This is a genomic window from Pseudonocardia humida (genome assembly GCF_023898865.1).
GTDB lineage: Bacteria > Actinomycetota > Actinomycetes > Mycobacteriales > Pseudonocardiaceae > Pseudonocardia > Pseudonocardia humida.
In genome coordinates this window covers 244,544-260,837 of record NZ_JAGSOV010000011.1, presented here as the reverse complement: position 1 = coordinate 260,837, position 16,294 = coordinate 244,544, and the positions used below count along the sequence as shown (strand labels likewise).

The following is a 16,294-nucleotide window of genomic DNA, read 5'->3' as shown; positions in this document are numbered from 1 at the left end:
GCGTGATCCGTGGCCGAGCCGGGGGGCGAGGGAGCGGTGGCCGACGGGTTCGCCACGCCACGTGTCGCCCGGGTGCGCTCATCAGCAGGGCGGACGGGCTCCCAGCCGTCACGGCCCTGCGCGACCCCGGCGACCGGTTGTCCTTCGACACGTCGGCCACCGCGACCCCGTTGTAGTGCATCGAGCGGGCCGCGGGCCAGGCGCGCGCGGTCCGCCGCGCGGTTCGTCAGGAGCTCGTCAGGCGGGGCGCGATCGCGATGCCCGCCTTGCCGCCCGACGCAGCTGGAGGATGCGCGCGCTTCCCGGGATCGCCACGAGCAGCACTCCCGCGACGGCGGCGAACAGCAGGGCGATGCCGGTCGGGAGCGTCCCCGACCAGCTCAGGAAGTCGATCCGGGTCGACTCGCGGTTCTGCAGGATGAAGACCAGCAGCAGGACCAGCACCACCGCGGCGAGGATCGACCCGACCCACACCGCGCCCACGGCCCGGCCTGGTGGCGGGCCGGCGCTGTCGCCCGCACCGGTGGTCGTGCTGGACGGCTCTTCGGTCATGCCCGTCGTCCCTCCTCGATCGCGACGTCGGGATGCCAGATCAGCCAGCCGAACAGGACGACGAACCCGGCGACGCGCATCGCGGCGACCCATCCGCTGACGACGACGAGCCCGACCAGCAGGGCCAGCGCTTCACCGACCCCCATCCGGATGTCCCCGGCCAGGGCGCGGTCCCCCCGCGCGTGCGCCCCGGGCGCGTCCGTCCTCGACCGCCCGCTCGCGGCGCCCTGGCCGCCCGTCCCGGTGTGATCCATCGCGGTCACCTCCCGCACCGGTCCTACCCCCGCGTGGCTGACCGGACGCCGTCTTCCCGCGACCGTCAGGAGACCGTCACGTCTCCTCGGCGGGGCTCCGCTGGGAGTCCGACCTGATCGGTGGATCAATTCCCGCGCGCGCCGGCGACGTCGCCGCAGCCTGCGCGGCCGCGGGTAGGGAGCCCTCCGCCGGATCGCTTCAACGCCGACCCTCCGGGGCTCATGACAGATCTGCGGGGCGTGCCGAAACCGTCACGATGGTCCCGTGTCCGGCGTCACAAATGCGCCGCTCGCCTTGCGATCGCCTGACGAGCTCGGGACATGCCGAAATTCGCTGTTAACTTCTCGGACCATGTCTGCACCTGATGAGCGTGACCTCGTCCGTGGACGGACCGCCGGCCCGATCGGCCGATGAACCGCGACCGCGAGGACGATGCGATGACGACCATCTTCGACGAGCTCGAATCCCAGGTCCGCAGCTACTGCCGGAACTGGCCGGTCACCTTCGGAACCGCATCCGGATCCCGGCTGCACGACGTCGACGGCCGGCAGTACCTGGACTTCTTCGCCGGCGCCGGCGCGCTCAACTACGGCCACAACCCACCGGCGTTGAAAGAACCGCTGTTGGAGTACCTCGCCGGCGACGGGATCGTGCATTCCCTGGACATGTTCACCGTGGCGAAAGCGGAATTCCTGCGCACGTTCCAGGAATTCGTACTGGGCCCGCGCGGCCTGGACTACCGGGTGCAATTCCCGGGGCCCACCGGGGCGAACTCCGTCGAGGCGGCGCTGAAGCTGGCCCGCAAGGTCACCGGCCGGGAGTCGGTGATCAACTTCACCAACGCGTTCCACGGCATGACCCTCGGTGCGCTCTCCGTGACGGGCAACTCGATGAAGCGCGGCGGAGCCGGCATCCCGCTGGTGCACGCCACCCCGATGCCGTTCGACAACTACTTCCGCGGCACCGTGCCCGACTTCCTCTGGCTGGAACGCCTGCTGGCCGACGCCGGCAGCGGTCTGAACGAACCGGCGGCGGTCATCGTCGAGACGGTGCAGGGCGAGGGGGGCATCAACCCCGCGCGCGTCGAGTGGCTGCAGGCCCTCGCCGACCTCTGCGACCGGCACGAGATCGTGCTGATCGTCGACGACGTGCAGATGGGTGCCGGGCGCACCGGCCCCTTCTTCTCCTTCGAGATCGCCGGCATCACCCCGGACATCGTCTGCCTGTCCAAGTCGATCAGCGGCTACGGCCTGCCGATGGCCCTGACGCTGATCCGGCCCGATCTCGACCAGTGGGCCCCCGGCGAGCACAACGGCACCTTCCGCGGCAACAACGCCGCGTTCGTCACGGCCACCGCGGCGCTGCGGGAGTACTGGGGCGATGACGCGCTGCACCGCTCCACGCTCGCCAAGGGGGAGCGCGTCCACCAGGTGCTCGGCGCGCTGGCCGAGGCGTCACCGGCCGTGGAGCTGGTACCGAGGGGGCGCGGGCTGGCCAGGGGACTGGCCTTCGCGCAACCCGACCTCGCCACCAAGGCGTGCGCCGCGGCGTTCGAGCGCGGGCTGCTGGTGGAGTCCGCCGGGCCGGCCGACGAGGTCCTGAAGATCATGCCGCCGCTCACCGTGACCGACGACGAGCTCGACGAGGGCCTGGCGGTCGTCGCCGACGCCGTCCGCGCCGTCACCGCGGGGGTGCCCGCATGATCGTGCGCACCCTGGGGGAGATCACCGGTACCGAGCGCGACGTGCGGACCGCGAACTGGCGGAGCAAGCGGATCCTGCTCGCCGCCGACGGCCTCGGCTTCTCCCTGCACGAGACCGTGCTCGAGCCCGGGACGGTCAACGACTTCTGGTACGCCCACCACGTCGAAGCGGTGTTCGTCGTGGAGGGCGACGGCGAGCTGCTGGACAAGGACGGCGACCGGACCCACGAGCTCGGTCCCGGGTCGGTGTACGCGCTCGACGGCAACGAGCGCCACCAGCTGCGCCCCCGCACGCGGATGCGGACGGTGTGCGTCTTCACGCCCCCGGTCACCGGCAGAGAGGTGCACGACGAGCAGGGCGCCTACCCGTTGCTGACCGGGCCCACTGACGAAGGGAGCGTGCGATGAACCGCGGTGCGACAGTGCTCGACGACCGGTACCCGACGCGGCTCTCCGACCTGCCCGCGCTCCTCGAGCGCGCCGACCCCACGGTCTGGGACGACGGCAGGGTGCCCGGCCCGCTCTCCGCCGACGAGCTGGCCGCGCACGAGCGCGACGGGTTCGTCACCGTGGGCGGGCTGCTGGACCCGGCCGAGGTGACGGCGTTCTCCGCCGAGCTCCACCGGCTGGCCACCGACCCCCTCGTGCGGGCGGACGAACGCACCGTCGTCGAGAAGACCTCCAGCGAGGTCCGCTCGATCTTCGAGGTGCACCGGCTGAGCCGCGCGGTCGCCGAGCTGGTCGGCGACGAGCGGGTCGCCGGGCGGGCGCGCCAGATCCTGGGCGGTGACGTCTACGTGCACCAGAGCCGGATCAACTACAAGCCCGGCTTCGGCGGGGGCGGGTTCTACTGGCACTCCGACTTCGAGACCTGGCACGCCGAGGACGGCATGCCGGCCCCGCGGGCGGTGAGCATCTCGATCGCGTTGACGGAGAACTTCGCCCACAACGGCTGCCTGATGATCATGCCAGGCTCGCACCGGACGTTCGTGTCCTGCGTGGGGGAGACCCCGGCCGAGCACTACAAGCAGTCGCTGCGCGAGCAGGAGATCGGCACCCCCGACCGCGACAGCCTGCGGATGCTCGCCGACCGCTACGGCATCGCGATGATGACCGGCCCGGCCGGATCGGCGACGGTGTTCGACGCCAACTGCATGCACGGCTCGGCCGACAACATCACCCCCTACCCGCGGTCGAACATCTTCGTGGTGTTCAACAGCGTCGACAACGCCCTGCAGGCGCCGTTCGCCGCCGACCGGCCGCGTCCCGAGCACGTGGCGGCCCGGGAGCGGACGCCCGTCGTCGGGGGGAGCGCGTGATGAGCGGTCGGTCGTGGAGCCGCCGGGACCTGCTCCGCCGCGGTGCCCTGGCCGGCGCCGTGGTGCTGGGCGGCCCGACCGCGCTGTCGGCGTGCACAGCGGTGCCCTCCGGTGGCGGGGGTGCCGAGGGCGGGGCGGGCACCCTGGAGCGGGCGCGGGAGGCGGGCACCATCACCGTCGGCATCGCCAACGAGGCGCCCTACGGCTTCACCGACGCGCAGGGCCGGGTGACCGGCGAGTCGGTGGAGGTCGCGCGCGCGGTGCTGGGGAAGCTCGGCATCGGCCGGGTCGACGCGATCACCGTGGAGTTCGGCGAGCTGATCCCGGGCCTGACGCTGTCGCGGCAGTTCGACATGGTGACGGCCGGGATGTTCATCACCCCGCAGCGCTGCGAGGCCGCGGCCTTCTCGGCCCCGGACTACACCGCCCCGACGGCGTTCCTGGTCCCGGCAGGCAACCCCGCCGGGATCACCTCCTTCGACCAGGTGCGCGACCAGGAGCTTCGGGTCGCGGTGCTGAACGGGGCGGTCGAGCAGGGCTACGCCACCGACAGCGGCGTCCCGGCCGACCGGGTCCAGGTGCTCGGCGACCAGAACGCGCTGCTGCAGGCGGTCGCTTCCGGGCGCGTGGACTGCGCCGCGCTGACCAACATCTCGCTCAACGATGTGGTGTCCAAGAACCCCGGGGCCCCGGTCGAGGTCACCGCGGGCTTCTTCCCCGTGATCGACGGCGAGGAGATCGTCTCGGCCGGCGGGTTCGTGTTCCGCCAGGGCGAGGACGACATCCTCGACGCCTTCAACACCGAGCTGACCGCGCTGCAGCAGTCCGGCGAGTGGCTGCGGATCGTCGCCCCGTTCGGCTTCACGCAGGACAACCTGCCGGGTCCGGACGTGACCACCGCCGCGCTCTGCGCGGCCTGACCCCGAAAGATGCTCGACAGCCTGCCGCTCATCCTGTCGTTCCTCATGGCGGGCGTGCCGCCGACCGTGCTCGCCACGGTCGGCGGCATCGCGCTGACCGTGGTCCTGTCGGCCGTCGCCGGCCTGGCGCTCGTCTCCCGGCACCGCGCGGTGCGCGCGGTCAGCCGCGTCTACGTCGAGTTCTTCCGCGGCACGTCCGAGGTGGTCCAGCTGTTCTGGATCTTCTTCGTGCTCCCTGCCCTGGTGGGCTACCAGATCATCCCGCTGGGGGCGGGGATCCTGGTGCTCGGGCTGAACCACGGCGCGTACGGGGCCGAGATCGTCCGCGGCGCCGTGCGGGCCGTGCCGCGCGCGCAGCACGAGGGCGCCGTGGCGCTCAGCCTGTCGCCGTGGGACCGCATGCGGCGGGTGGTCCTCCCGCAGGCCGTGGTGGAGATGCTGCCCCCGTTCACCAACCTGTTCATCCAGCTGCTCAAGAGCACCGCGCTGCTCTCGCTGGTCGTCGTGGACGAGGTGGTGCGCCGGGGGCAGCTGCTGGTGCCGAACCTGGGGGTCGGCGAGAAGCTGACCATCTACCTGGTCGAGCTGGTGATCTACCTGGTGCTGGCGCTGCTGATCACCGCGGGGATGCGGCTGCTGGAGCGGCGGGCCGCGGCCCGGGTGGGACGCGTCCCGGCGACCGGGGTGGCGACGTGACCGGCGGGTGGGACTGGGCCTACGCGGTCGAGATCCTGCCCGCGCTGTGGCGCGGCCTGCAGGTCACGCTGCTGGCCACCCTGCTCGGGTCGCTGCTGGCCTTCGGGCTGGGGTTGGTGTTCGCGGTCGTGCAGCGCAACCGGGTAGCGGTGCTGCACCGGGTGGTGTGGGCGTTCGTCCAGTTCTGGCGGAGCACGCCGTTGCTGGTCCAGGCCTACGTGATCTACCAGGTGCTGCCCGACGTCGGCATCACCCTCGGCTCGCTGGCGGCCGGCGTGCTCGCGCTGGGCCTGCACTACGCCTGCTACACCTCCGAGGTGTACCGGGCCGGGATCGAGGCGGTGCCGCCGGGGCAGTGGGAGGCGGCCGCCGCGTTGAGCCTGCCGCGCTCACGGGTGTGGCTCGCGGTCGTCCTCCCCCAGGCGGTGCCGCGGGTGCTGCCCGCGCTGGGCAACTACGTCATCTCCATGTTCAAGGAGGTGCCGCTGCTGCTGGCGATCGGGCTGGTCGAGGTGGTGACGGTGGCCCGGCAGCTCAGCGCCGAGAGCTTCCGGCCGGTCGAGCCGCTCACCCTGGCCGGCATCCTGTTCCTGCTGATCAGCTACCCCGCTTCGGTCGTCGTGCGGAGATTGGAGCGACGCACCGGTGCCCGCTGAGCCCATGATCGTTTTCGAGGGCGTGCACAAGCGCTTCGGCGACTCCGTCGTGCTCTCGGACCTCGACCTGGCCGTCGATCCCGGCGAGCACGTCACGCTGATCGGCCCCTCCGGGTCGGGCAAGACCACCATCCTGCGGCTGCTGATGTGCCTGGAACGGGTGGACGCCGGCACGATCCGGGTGGGCGGGCGCTACTTGTCGCACATGCACCGGCGCGGTGAGCTGGTGCCCGCCGACGAGAAGCACTCCCGCGACGTGCGTCGCCGGATCGGGATGGTGTTCCAGCAGTTCAACCTCTTCCCGAACATGTCCGTGCTGGGCAACCTCATCGAGGCCCCGACACGGGTCCTCGGCCTGTCCCGGGCCGAGGCGACCGAGCGGGCGGCCGAGCTGCTGGACATGGTCGGGCTCGCGGAGAAGATCGACGAGCACCCGGCCCGGCTGTCCGGCGGGCAGCAGCAGCGGGTGGCGATCGCCCGCGCGCTGGCCATGCGCCCGGACGTCCTGCTGCTCGACGAGATCACTTCCGCGCTCGACCCGGAGCTGGTAGCCGGCGTGCTGCGGCTGCTGCGGCGGATCGGCGACACGACCGACATCACCATCCTCTGCGTCACCCACGAGATCGGCTTCGCCCGCGACTTCTCCGACCGGGTGCTGATGTTGGACGGCGGCCGGGTGATCGAGGACGGCCCCCCGGACCAACTGCTGCGCGAGCCACGGCAACCGCGCACCAAGGAGTTCCTCGCGGCGGTGCTGGAGGGCCGATGAGCGCGACCGCGCCCCCGAACCGCGCGTTCGGTCGCCGCGGATGTCGCGCCGCTGCCACCCGCGACGGCGACGACCGCACGCGGGACCCGGCCGAGCGCGGCGACGGAGGCGGGTGGCGGTCCTGGTGATCCGGGCATAGCCTCAGCGCAGGGCGCGCCGGGAAGGCTGGTCGGCACCATCTGACGGCTGCACGAGAAACGGCGATCGCGATGCCCCTCCTCCCTGATCCTGACGACCGACCCGTCGGTGCGCACTGCTCCCTCGGCCGCTCGTCGGCCCACCCGCCACCCGCCCCGCGGGTACGCCGACGCGGTTCTGGGCGATGAGCGCAGCGTCGCCCGACATCGCGGCGATGGCCGGGCCGGGCACCGGCGAGGTGGTGCTCGCCGTCGTCGTGGTGCTCGTGTCGGGCGCGGGTTCGTGGGCAGCGCTGCGCCGTCGCGGCCGCGCTCGATCCGGAGGGCGGCCGCTGCAGTCCGAGGATCGCCGCGTCGAACCGCATGTGCTGGTCCCCGTCGCCGACCGGATCGTCCGGGTACCCATCCGGGCCCTGGTGGCGCACGTTCAGGTGCGCGGCGCCACCACCAAGGACGGTGCCGTCATCGATGTCGACGCGGTCGTGCACCTGCTCGTCACCGATCCGGCGAAGGTGCTGGCCACGGCGGCCGATTGCGCCGACGCGTCGTCGGGCGCACTGGGGACCTCGCTGCGAGAGGTCCTCGGTCGGACCGACCTGGACACGGTGGTCTCCGACCGCGACCACGTCGGGGCCGATGCCCGAGCGGTCGTCGATGCGCGGATCGGCGCGTCGGCGACGGAGTGGGGAGCCCGCGTCGATCGCGTGGAGATCCAGGACGTCGTCCTCGTCGCCGGCCCGCGCCGACGAGCCGCCGGGTGGCGCTCGCCTGCCCGGGTGCTCGCTCCGGGCGGCGGGAGTCCTGCCGCGGCTCGGCTGGCCGAGGTCGCGAAGGCGTTGGAGGAGAACCCCGACGCGCTGCGACTGCAGCCGCCCGGTGCGGCCGCGGACCAGGGCGACACCGTGGTCGTGCCGCTGCGGATCGAGTTGATCCGCTCACTCGTGCGGGACGACCGCGCCGGTCGGTCCGAGCAGCGGTTCGACGCCGATCGTCGGATCGACCCGGCCTCGGCGTCCGAGGAGGACCAGCCCGGTGGACGCCGCGCCCCGAGCTGACCGCGGACCGGTCACGACGGCGCTGCGGACCCTCACGGCGGGTCCTGCGCCGTGGGCCCCGTGCCCTCGATGCCCGCGGCCGGTTCCGTGTTCCGGACCCGGTCGAGCCGTTTCATGATCGGTGTCGCGGCCACGCCGTGCAGCAGGACCGACACCACGACGACGAGGCCCGCGGTGGCCCACACCAGTTCGACGCCGTCGAAGCCGGCTTCGGCGGTGGCGTAGGCCAGGTAGTAGAACGAGCCGACACCGCGGATCCCGAAGGCGGCGATGGTGGTGCGCTCGGCCCGCGACCCGGGCCCGCCGCGCAGCGACAGCCACGCCGACAGCGGCCGCACCACCAGCACGACGGCCAGCCCGAGCAGGACCATCTGCCAGGTCAGCGGGCCCAGCAGGCCGCGAACGACCGCCCCGCCGAACAACACCAGCAGCAGCACGGTCAGCAGCCGCTCGATCTGCTCGACGAAGTCGTGCAGCACCTGGTGGTAGTCGTGGTCGCGCTCGGACGCCCGGATGGACCGCGCGCAGAGGAACACGGCGAGGAAGCCGTAGCCGCCGGCGACCTCGGTCAGGCCGTAGGCCAGGAACGTGGCCGCCAGCGCCACGAAGCCCTCGGCGTGCGAGGCCAGGTGCAGCTTCTCCGAGCGGGCCCGGAAGAACAGCGCGCCGAGCAGCCGGCCCACCAGCACCCCGCCCAGGACGCCGACCCCGAGCTTGACGAGCACGTCGGTCAGGACCCACTCGCCGAGCCACCCCGCCGGGTCGGCCCCCGCGACGGCCATGTGGATGGCGGCGTAGACGAACGGGAAGGCCAGCGCGTCGTTGAGCCCGGCCTCCGAGGTCAGCGCGAAGCGCACCTCGTCCTCGCCGTCCTCCTGCCCCCCGGGCTCGCCGACCTGGACGTCCGAGGCGAGCACCGGGTCGGTGGGTGCCAGCGCCGAGCCCAGCAGCATCGCCGCGGCCGGGGCCAGGCCGATCCACCACCAGCCGAGCAGGGCGGTGGCCGCGATCGTCAGCGGCATCGCGACCGCCAGCAGCCGCCACGTCGACGACCACGACCGCCAGCCGAGGCGGCGGTCGAGCTTGAGCCCCGCGCCCATCAGCGCGACGATGACGCCGATCTCGGTGAGGCGCTCGGCCACCTCGGGGTACTGGATCGGGTCCGGGTCGGGCAGGTCACCGATCACCGAGAACAACGCCATGCCCAGGCCGAGGAAGACGATCGGCATGGACATGGGTCGGTCGGCGAGCAGGCGGGGGAGCAACCCGGCGAGCAGGGCGCCCACCCCGACGAGGGCGTAGGTCAGATCGAGGAGGTCCACACGCTTCCGTTCCACTACCGGCGTCCCGGAGCGGGGCCGTCGACACCTCTTCTGCCCGGCGGACGGTCACGTGAACCCTCCTGGTCCGCGCAAGTCGTCCGGGATCGACGGGATCACGATGGGCAGGCCGCACGCACCGCTCGGCTCCGGGACCGCCTTCGCCTCGTCCGGCAGCGGATGGGGGCGCCGCTGGACCGGACGTGGGTCGACTGGTCCGGCGCCACCGCCGACGACATGACCGCGGGGGAGGATCCACTTCCAGGGGTGCGCCGGCGGCTCGTCTCCCGGTGATCGGACTTCGCGTGGTCGGCGCTCATGGGCGCCGCGTCGGGCCCGCCCGGCGGGCGGTCGTGTTGGCCAGCGAGCGCAGGTTCTGCGAGAGGGAGTCCAGCCCGTGCAGTTGGGCGCGCAGTGACTCGATGCGGCTGTCGGTGGCGGCGCGGTACATCCCCAGCCGCTTGAGCATGTCCTCGGTGGCCGCGGCGTCCGGCGGGGGGTCCGCGGACAGCGCGGTGATCAGTTCGACGAGCTCGCGGATCTGGTCGAGCGGGAAGTCCAGCGGCTTCATCGACTTGACCAGCAGGAGCCGCTCGACGTCCGGCTCGGTGTAGAGGCGGAAGCCACCGGGGGAGCGCTCGGACGGCGTCACGAGGCCGATCTCGTCCCAGTGCCGGAGGGTGCGCAACGACAGGCCGACCCGCGTGGCGACCGCACCGATCTGCATCACGTCGTCCACGCTCCACCTTCGCGTCATATCCGGCCCCAACCTACCGCGACGTGAGGATGAGCCCCATCTCCGAAGCGCTGCGCGTCCTGCTCGGCTGTACCGATCATCACAAGGTGGCCGACCAACCCTCCCGTATCGGTAGGGTTTCCGGCGTCGAGCCCCGTCGCGTGCGGCTCACCTCCGCCGCTCTCCGCGTCGAGGGCCCATCCGGAAAGAGATGATGATCCGTCCTGCGCTGCGCCCGCTCCGCCCGTCCCGCCCGTCGTGGTCGTCCCCGCGCGTGCTGCGCACCGAGGCCCTCGCCGGCCTGGTCGTGGCGCTGGCGCTGATCCCGGAGGCGATCGCGTTCTCGATCATCGCCGGGGTGGACCCCCGGATCGGCCTGTTCGCCTCGTTCACGATGGCGGTGACCATCGCGTTCACCGGCGGGCGGCCGGCGATGATCAGTGCGGCGACGGGGGCGATCGCGCTGGTGGTCGCGCCGCTGGCGCGCGAGCACGGCTTGGAGTACCTGCTGGTCGCGGTGGTGCTGGGCGGGCTGCTGCAGGTGCTGCTCGCGGTGGTCGGGGTGGCCCGGTTGATGCGGTTCCTGCCGCGCAGCGTGATGGTCGGCTTCGTCAACGCCCTGGCCATCCTGATCTTCCTGTCGCAGCTGCCCTACCTGGTGGACGTGTCGTGGGCGGTGTACGGGCTGCTCACCGTCGGGCTGCTGGTGCTGGTCGGACTGCCCCGGTTCACCCGGGTGGTGCCCGCGCCGCTGGTGGCGATCGTCGCGCTCACCGGCTTCACCGTGGTGGCCGGGGTAGCGGTGCCGACGGTCGGCGACCAGGGTGCGTTGCCCGACAGCCTGCCGATGCTCGCCGTCCCCGTGGTGCCGTTCACGCTGGGGACGTTCATGATCGTCGCCCCCTACGCGATCGCGATCGCCGTCGTGGGGCTGCTGGAGTCGTTGATGACCGCCAAGCTGGTCGACGACATCACCGACACCCACTCGGACAAGACCCGCGAGTCGTGGGGCCAAGGCGTGGCCAACGTCGTCACCGGGTTCTTCGGCGGCATGGGCGGCTGCGCGATGATCGGCCAGACCATGATCAACGTGAAGCACGGGGGCGCGCGCACCCGGGCATCGACGTTCCTGGCCGGGGTGTTCCTGCTGGTCCTCGTGGTCGCCCTGGGCGATGTGGTGGCGTTGATCCCGATGGCGGCGCTGGTCGCGGTCATGATCATGGTGGCGGTCGGGACGTTCGACTGGCACAGCGTGCGCCCGGCGACGCTGCGGCGGATGCCCAAGAGCGAGACCACGGTGATGGTCTCCACCGTCGCGGTCACCGTGGCCACCCACAACCTCGCCTACGGCGTCGGGGTCGGGGTGCTCGTCGCCATGGTGCTGTTCGCCCGGCGGGTGGCGCACCTGGTGGAGGTCACCGGCGTGCTCGACCCCGAGAGCACCTCGAAGGTGTACCGGGTCAGCGGGCAGCTGTTCTTCGCCTCCAGCAACGACCTGGTGTTCGCCTTCGACTACGCCCACGACCCGGCCGACGTCGTGATCGACCTGTCCGCGGCGCACGTCTGGGACGCCTCCACCGTCGCCGCTCTGGACGCGATCACCACCAAGTACGCGGCACGCGGCAGCACGGTGCGCATCGTGGGCATGAACGAGAACAGCTTGACGCGGCACACCGCGCTGGCCGGGCTCGCCTCGGCCGGGCACTGACCGGACCGTCGAGCGGCCGCCACTCCGGCGGTGACCGCTGCGGGGAAGCCGGCAGGGAGGATGTCCGACAGCATCGCCAGGGCGAGGACCTCCTCCCGGGCCCGGTCCTCGTCGGAAGCGCAGCAGTCCGGTCGGCGTGGCCACGGTGGCGTACTCGGAGGTCGAGGGGCCTCGCGTCGGTGCCCCTCTCCACGATCTCGCCGAGGATCTCGTGGCCGAGCGCCGGGTTCGCCGATACCGGTCAGCGGTAGCGCAGCAGGGCTGCGACACCGTCCTGAGCTGTGGCCGGCGTGCCGCCCGGCACGACCCGTACCGCGGCCGCGGTGCTCGCGGCGGCCCGGACCACGACGTCGGAGAGCGGGGCCGGTCGCGGATCGAGGACGCCGGTGGCCTGCAGCGCGATGGCTGTCGACCCGACCTGCGACCCGCCGGGCCCGAACCACCCGGTGCGGTCAGCGGCACGGGTAGGGTCGAGCAGCACGGTGTGCACCTGCCCGGCCCGCAGCGCGGCCAGGGTGTCCTCGGCCCCGCAGACCGCCAGGCCCTCGCTGCTCCCGCGGTGGTGCTCGGCCAGGAGGGCGGCGGTGTCGTCGACGACCGCGGCGGCGACGAGGGGCCGGGCCCGGCGCAGCGCCTCGTCGGGGCTCCCGTAGTCACCCTGGACCTCGGTGACCGCGTCGGCGACCCGGACCGGGAGGTGCTCGCGCAGGAACTGCACGGCCCGCACGTCGCCGCTGAGCACGACCAGGCGCGGCGCGGTGCGGTCGAACAACGCGGTGACCGCTTCGGACACCTCGCGCGCGTTGGACTCCCACCGGTTCTCCGCGCGCTGCTGGAACCGGCGCTGCGACCAGCCCCCCGGGGCGGACCGGGTGACGTGCAGGTCCTCACCGTCGACCTCGACGTGCTGGTCGTGCTGGTCGGGGAGGACGGCGATGAGCTCCGCTCCGAGACGGTCGGTGACGACGACGAGGTGCGGGAGGCGCTCCTGGGTCGCGGCCAGCAGCGGTGCGAGGTGCGGCAGCGGGCTGACCCTGGCGTCGTCGGTCTCCGGAGGCTCCGGCAGGTGCGCCGCGTAGCGCAACCCGTCGGCGTCCGCGACGGCGAACAGGGCGGCGCCCGCGGTGTGCGCCACCTCGACGAGGGGGTCGATCGCGGTGAGCGCGGCCTCCGGCGCTCCCTCGGTGCTCAGCCGGGTGCGCAGGGCCTTCCACCGCAGCGCTGTCCGTCGGGCGGCTCCGGGCTGCGAGCCATCGGTGATCAGGTGGGCCGTGACCACCGGTCCCTCGGATGCGAAGGCGTCCTCGGGCAGGGGGACGACCGGAGCAGGGCGGTGGGATGCGGGGGTGTTCGTCACGAGGTCTCCTCAGGATGGGTCTCACGGGGCCTTCTCCTGCGCCGCCGAACCGGACTCCCGTCGGCCGCCGCTCGTGCAGGGGGCGGTGGACCAGTGCGTGCCTGCCGGCCGGGATGACCAACGACTCGTCGAGCGCACGGACGGTCCAGTCCTGACCGCTGGTGCGCACCAGCCCGGTCTGCCCGGTCACCTGGCGCAGCACGTGCCATTCCTCGGCCTTCCGGCCGATGCCGTCGGATCAGGTGATCTGCTGCCCGGCCCGTCGCCGGATCGCCGCGTAACCGGCCGTGCCGAGGAAGAGCACGACTCCGATCACCGCCAGCCAGAACAAGCCTTCGATCAGCACGCCCACGACGGTCAGCGCGAGCCATGCGACGAGAAGGAAGATCAGCAGGGTCATCATGATGGGCGTCCTCGTCTCGGTCTCGGGAAATGGGGGGAGTGCGGCGCGCGTCCGGCGACGCGCAGCACCTGGTGCGCGTGCGCCAGCCGGGGCGGGTCGATGAAGTCGATCAATCGGCGCAGGGCGGCCGGGTCGGCGGCGAGTTCCACCCCGTCCGGGGCCGGGGCGGGGTGGCGCGCCGCTGCGGCGTCGACGCCCCTCACCACCCAGTCCAGGATCTGCGGGGCGGTGGGGACCAGGCTGAGCGGGACGGCATCCGGGCCGGCGTAGTAGCGGACCGAAGCCGGGTCCGCGGGCACCTCGGTCGACCAGCCCGTCGCCGGACCCCACTGCAGCAGCCGGCCGCTCAGGTCGGCGCGGACGCCTCCGCGTGCGAAGACCAACCGGATGTCGACCGGGTCGAGGACGCGCGTCCCGGCCGCCGCCGTCCGGGTGGGCCCGGTCAGCGCGCTGCTGGTCAGGACGAGCCCGCGCCGCGCGGCATCGGTCACGACCGCGGTGCGGTACCCGCGCACCGCGGCGACCGCGTCCACGCCCAGCGCCGCGATCAGTGCATCGCTTTTCATCCGGTGCCTTCCCCCGAAGTGAGCTCGCTGTTCCCGGGCCTCTTCGCGGCCGTGCGGACGGCCGACACGGCAGCGTGCGGCGCGCGACTCGACAGGTTCCATCCCGTGCCGAGGAACTGTGAGGGCGGTTGAGGATCCCGCGACCAGCCTGACCGCCCGAGCCGCCGACGACCATCGGGTTCAACCCCCATGTTCGGGCCGCGCGATCGGCTGCTCCTTCGCGCATCGGTGTGGTCGGCGATCGGCGGCTCGGGTGGTGGCGCGCGGACGCGGAGCGCGTTCGTGACGGGCAGCCTGCCCGGCGTCCGGGGCGGGGCCTCGGGCTCAACCCTCATCTCCCGTGCAGCCGTGCCGGGATCGGGCCGGGAGGCGGTGAAGTGGGGCGTTGCCCTCATGGACAACCCACCTCGTGGGGGGCGACCCTGACCGCATGCCCGTCGCCGTTCGGTCCCCTCCTGCCGCGGGCGGGAGCACCCGCCCGGTCCGGACAGCGGTGAGCGCGCTGTTCTGGCGGCTGTTCGTGGTCAACGGCGTGGTGTTCTCGGCCGGGGCGGCGGTGCTGGTGCTGTCGCCGGCCACGGTGTCGGCTCCGGTGGTGGTGACCGAGATCAGCGTCCTGGCCGTGGGGCTGATCGTCCTGCTGGTGGTGAGCGGGTTCCTGCTCAGGGAGAGCCTGCGTCCGTTGGACGGGCTGACCGCCCTGATGCAACGGGTGGATCTGCTGCGACCCGGACAGCGGATCGCGGTGAGCAGCGGCGGGGACTTCGCGTACGTGGTGCGCACGTTCAACGAGATGCTCGACCGGCTGGAGGCCGAGCGCGGAGTGAGCACCGCGCGGGCGCTCGCCGCGCAGGAAGGCGAGCGGCAGCGGATCGCCCGCGAACTGCACGACGAGATCGGCCAGAGCATGACCGTCGTGCTGCTCGGCCTGAAGCGCAGCGTCGACCGCGCACCCGAGGGTCTGCGCGACGAGCTCTGCGCCGTCCAGGAGATGGTCCGGAGCAGCCTCGACGAGGTCCGGCAGATCGCCCGCAGGCTCCGCCCGGGCGTCCTGGACGATCTCGGCCTGCTCAGCGCGATGAACGCGCTGGCAGGCGAGTTCGTCGAGGCGAGCGGGGTGGCGCTGGCGACGCGGCTGGACGACCGGCTGCCGGTGCTCGACGGCGACGCCGAACTCGTGCTGTACCGGATCGCGCAGGAGGGTCTGACGAACATCGCGCGGCACGCGGGCGCCGCGCACGCGGAGCTGTCCCTGACCGGCGACGGCGACCGCGTCGAACTGCGCATCCGCGATGACGGTCGCGGCATCGACGACGAGGCCGAGGGCGCCGGGATCCGGGGGATGCGCGAACGCGCGCTCCTGGTCGGCGCCGACCTGACGGTCGACCCGGCACCGTCGGGCGGCACCGAGGTCCGTCTCGTGGTACCCACCGCACGAGCACGGGAGAGGGGTGGGGATGGGACCGCCTGAGGCGCGCATCCTGCTGGCCGACGACCACGCGCTGGTGCGCCGGGGGCTGCGGCTGATCCTCGACGGCGAGCCCGACTTCACAGTGGTGGCGGAGGTCGGCGACGGCGCCGAGGCGGTCGAGGCGTGCTCGCGCGGTCGCGTCGACCTCGCTGTGCTCGACATCGCGATGCCGCGGATGACCGGCCTGCAGGCCGCCCGCGAGATCGCCCGGACCGCCCCGGCGGTGCGGATGCTGATGCTGTCGATGTACGACAACGAGCAGTACTTCGTGGAGGCGCTGAAGGTCGGCGCGGTCGGCTACGTGCTGAAGTCGGTGGCCGACCGGGACCTGGTGGAGGCCTGCCGGGCCGCGATGCGCGGCGAGCCGTTCCACTACCCGGGCACCAGCACCGCCCTGGTGCGGGACTACATCCAACGCCGGCGGCAGGGCGAGCGCCTCCCGGACACCCTCCTCACCCCGCGCGAGGAGGAGGTGGTCAAGCTGATCGCCGAGGGCCACTCCACCAAGGACATCGCCGAGACGCTGTTCATCAGCGTGAAGACCGTGGACCGGCACCGGGCCAACGCCCTGCAGAAGCTGGGCATGCACGACCGCGTCGACCTCACCAGGTTCGCGATCCGCTCCGGCCTCGTCGAACCCTGACCGCGGTCGGCGATCACCCGACCTGGTCAG

The 16,294-nt window shown here is 72.6% G+C and carries 18 protein-coding genes; 11 read left to right on the top strand and 7 right to left on the bottom strand.

The genetic code is table 11. The features are described 5' to 3' along the window. Positions 1 to 237 precede the first annotated feature (237 nt). Both KDL28_RS06400 and KDL28_RS06395 read right to left on the bottom strand, forming a co-directional pair. Entirely contained in the window at positions 238 to 552 is a 315-nt protein-coding gene (locus KDL28_RS06400) for a LapA family protein (protein WP_252436275.1), read from the bottom strand. After that, complete coding sequence (locus KDL28_RS06395; protein WP_252436274.1) at positions 549 to 806, bottom strand: hypothetical protein; 258 nt, start codon at positions 804 to 806, stop codon at positions 549 to 551. Before KDL28_RS06395 ends, KDL28_RS06400 begins: the two co-directional genes overlap by 4 nt. A 438-nt stretch (positions 807 to 1,244) precedes the next feature. Between KDL28_RS06395 and ectB the strand changes: the two genes are divergently transcribed. From ectB to KDL28_RS06355, 8 genes are all read left to right on the top strand, one after another. Continuing rightward, positions 1,245 to 2,510, top strand: a complete 1,266-nt coding sequence (ectB, locus tag KDL28_RS06390; protein ID WP_252436273.1) for a diaminobutyrate--2-oxoglutarate transaminase — start codon at positions 1,245 to 1,247, stop codon at positions 2,508 to 2,510. Continuing rightward, entirely contained in the window at positions 2,507 to 2,917 is a 411-nt protein-coding gene (locus KDL28_RS06385; RefSeq protein WP_252436272.1) for an ectoine synthase, read from the top strand. The genes ectB and KDL28_RS06385 overlap by 4 nt, the downstream gene beginning before the upstream one ends. Next, complete coding sequence (gene thpD, locus KDL28_RS06380; protein ID WP_252436271.1) at positions 2,914 to 3,828, top strand: ectoine hydroxylase; 915 nt, start codon at positions 2,914 to 2,916, stop codon at positions 3,826 to 3,828. Before KDL28_RS06385 ends, thpD begins: the two co-directional genes overlap by 4 nt. Beyond that, positions 3,828 to 4,748: an ectoine/hydroxyectoine ABC transporter substrate-binding protein EhuB gene (ehuB, locus tag KDL28_RS06375; protein WP_252436270.1), complete on the top strand. Its 921-nt coding sequence runs from the start codon at positions 3,828 to 3,830 to the stop codon at positions 4,746 to 4,748. Before thpD ends, ehuB begins: the two co-directional genes overlap by 1 nt. Positions 4,749 to 4,757: 9 nt before the next feature. Beyond that, positions 4,758 to 5,444 carry an ectoine/hydroxyectoine ABC transporter permease subunit EhuC gene (ehuC, locus tag KDL28_RS06370; protein WP_252436269.1) on the top strand — a complete coding sequence of 229 codons (687 nt, stop codon included), beginning with the start codon at positions 4,758 to 4,760 and terminating at the stop codon, positions 5,442 to 5,444. Then, positions 5,441 to 6,100: an ectoine/hydroxyectoine ABC transporter permease subunit EhuD gene (ehuD, locus tag KDL28_RS06365; RefSeq protein ID WP_252436268.1), complete on the top strand. Its 660-nt coding sequence runs from the start codon at positions 5,441 to 5,443 to the stop codon at positions 6,098 to 6,100. Before ehuC ends, ehuD begins: the two co-directional genes overlap by 4 nt. Positions 6,101 to 6,104: 4 nt before the next feature. Beyond that, positions 6,105 to 6,869: an ectoine/hydroxyectoine ABC transporter ATP-binding protein EhuA gene (ehuA, locus tag KDL28_RS06360; protein WP_252436267.1), complete on the top strand. Its 765-nt coding sequence runs from the start codon at positions 6,105 to 6,107 to the stop codon at positions 6,867 to 6,869. A gap of 322 nt (positions 6,870 to 7,191) precedes the next feature. Next, the gene (locus KDL28_RS06355; RefSeq protein ID WP_252436266.1) at positions 7,192 to 8,061 is read left to right on the top strand and encodes an SPFH domain-containing protein; all 870 of its coding nucleotides are present in this window, start codon (positions 7,192 to 7,194) and stop codon (positions 8,059 to 8,061) included. Positions 8,062 to 8,093: 32 nt separating this feature from the next. Here the strand turns inward: KDL28_RS06355 and KDL28_RS06350 are convergent, their stop codons facing one another. Further along, on the bottom strand, positions 8,094 to 9,383 hold the full coding sequence (locus KDL28_RS06350; RefSeq protein WP_252436265.1) for a cation:proton antiporter: 1,290 nt from the start codon (positions 9,381 to 9,383) through the stop codon (positions 8,094 to 8,096). 313 nt (positions 9,384 to 9,696) lie between these two features. Then, positions 9,697 to 10,119: a MerR family transcriptional regulator gene (locus KDL28_RS06345; protein WP_308215931.1), complete on the bottom strand. Its 423-nt coding sequence runs from the start codon at positions 10,117 to 10,119 to the stop codon at positions 9,697 to 9,699. 211 nt (positions 10,120 to 10,330) lie between these two features. Here KDL28_RS06345 and KDL28_RS06340 point away from each other — a divergent pair, with 211 nt between their 5' ends. Beyond that, positions 10,331 to 11,824, top strand: coding sequence for a SulP family inorganic anion transporter (locus tag KDL28_RS06340; protein ID WP_372496900.1), 1,494 nt, complete (start codon positions 10,331 to 10,333; stop codon positions 11,822 to 11,824). A gap of 241 nt (positions 11,825 to 12,065) precedes the next feature. Here the strand turns inward: KDL28_RS06340 and KDL28_RS06335 are convergent, their stop codons facing one another. The 3 genes from KDL28_RS06335 to KDL28_RS06325 form a co-directional block, all read right to left on the bottom strand. After that, positions 12,066 to 13,181 (bottom strand): baeRF2 domain-containing protein, encoded by a 1,116-nt coding sequence (locus KDL28_RS06335; RefSeq protein ID WP_252436263.1) that lies wholly within the window; start codon positions 13,179 to 13,181, stop codon positions 12,066 to 12,068. A gap of 238 nt (positions 13,182 to 13,419) precedes the next feature. Further along, entirely contained in the window at positions 13,420 to 13,584 is a 165-nt protein-coding gene (locus tag KDL28_RS06330) for a hypothetical protein (protein WP_252436262.1), read from the bottom strand. Then, positions 13,581 to 14,150, bottom strand: coding sequence for a hypothetical protein (locus tag KDL28_RS06325; RefSeq protein ID WP_252436261.1), 570 nt, complete (start codon positions 14,148 to 14,150; stop codon positions 13,581 to 13,583). Before KDL28_RS06325 ends, KDL28_RS06330 begins: the two co-directional genes overlap by 4 nt. Positions 14,151 to 14,580: 430 nt before the next feature. Between KDL28_RS06325 and KDL28_RS06320 the strand changes: the two genes are divergently transcribed. Both KDL28_RS06320 and KDL28_RS06315 read left to right on the top strand, forming a co-directional pair. After that, positions 14,581 to 15,621, top strand: coding sequence for a HAMP domain-containing sensor histidine kinase (locus KDL28_RS06320; protein ID WP_252436260.1), 1,041 nt, complete (start codon positions 14,581 to 14,583; stop codon positions 15,619 to 15,621). After that, the gene (locus tag KDL28_RS06315; protein WP_252436259.1) at positions 15,608 to 16,264 is read left to right on the top strand and encodes a response regulator; all 657 of its coding nucleotides are present in this window, start codon (positions 15,608 to 15,610) and stop codon (positions 16,262 to 16,264) included. The genes KDL28_RS06320 and KDL28_RS06315 overlap by 14 nt, the downstream gene beginning before the upstream one ends. Positions 16,265 to 16,294 lie beyond the last annotated feature (30 nt).

Excerpts from the sequence above, each read along its gene's own strand:
- ehuB (WP_252436270.1), top strand. The coding sequence starts at position 3,828 with ATGAGCGGTCGGTCGTGGAGCCGCCGGGACCTGCTCCGCCGCGGTGCC.
- KDL28_RS06395 (WP_252436274.1), bottom strand. The coding sequence starts at position 806 with ATGGATCACACCGGGACGGGCGGCCAGGGCGCCGCGAGCGGGCGGTCG.
- KDL28_RS06400 (WP_252436275.1), bottom strand. The coding sequence starts at position 552 with ATGACCGAAGAGCCGTCCAGCACGACCACCGGTGCGGGCGACAGCGCC.
- ectB (WP_252436273.1), top strand. The coding sequence starts at position 1,245 with ATGACGACCATCTTCGACGAGCTCGAATCCCAGGTCCGCAGCTACTGC.
- KDL28_RS06355 (WP_252436266.1), top strand. The coding sequence starts at position 7,192 with ATGAGCGCAGCGTCGCCCGACATCGCGGCGATGGCCGGGCCGGGCACC.
- KDL28_RS06325 (WP_252436261.1), bottom strand. The coding sequence starts at position 14,150 with ATGAAAAGCGATGCACTGATCGCGGCGCTGGGCGTGGACGCGGTCGCC.
- KDL28_RS06330 (WP_252436262.1), bottom strand. The coding sequence starts at position 13,584 with ATGATGACCCTGCTGATCTTCCTTCTCGTCGCATGGCTCGCGCTGACC.
- ehuA (WP_252436267.1), top strand. The coding sequence starts at position 6,105 with ATGATCGTTTTCGAGGGCGTGCACAAGCGCTTCGGCGACTCCGTCGTG.
- thpD (WP_252436271.1), top strand. The coding sequence starts at position 2,914 with ATGAACCGCGGTGCGACAGTGCTCGACGACCGGTACCCGACGCGGCTC.
- KDL28_RS06315 (WP_252436259.1), top strand. The coding sequence starts at position 15,608 with ATGGGACCGCCTGAGGCGCGCATCCTGCTGGCCGACGACCACGCGCTG.
- KDL28_RS06385 (WP_252436272.1), top strand. The coding sequence starts at position 2,507 with ATGATCGTGCGCACCCTGGGGGAGATCACCGGTACCGAGCGCGACGTG.
- KDL28_RS06320 (WP_252436260.1), top strand. The coding sequence starts at position 14,581 with ATGCCCGTCGCCGTTCGGTCCCCTCCTGCCGCGGGCGGGAGCACCCGC.
- ehuC (WP_252436269.1), top strand. The coding sequence starts at position 4,758 with ATGCTCGACAGCCTGCCGCTCATCCTGTCGTTCCTCATGGCGGGCGTG.
- KDL28_RS06340 (WP_372496900.1), top strand. The coding sequence starts at position 10,331 with ATGATCCGTCCTGCGCTGCGCCCGCTCCGCCCGTCCCGCCCGTCGTGG.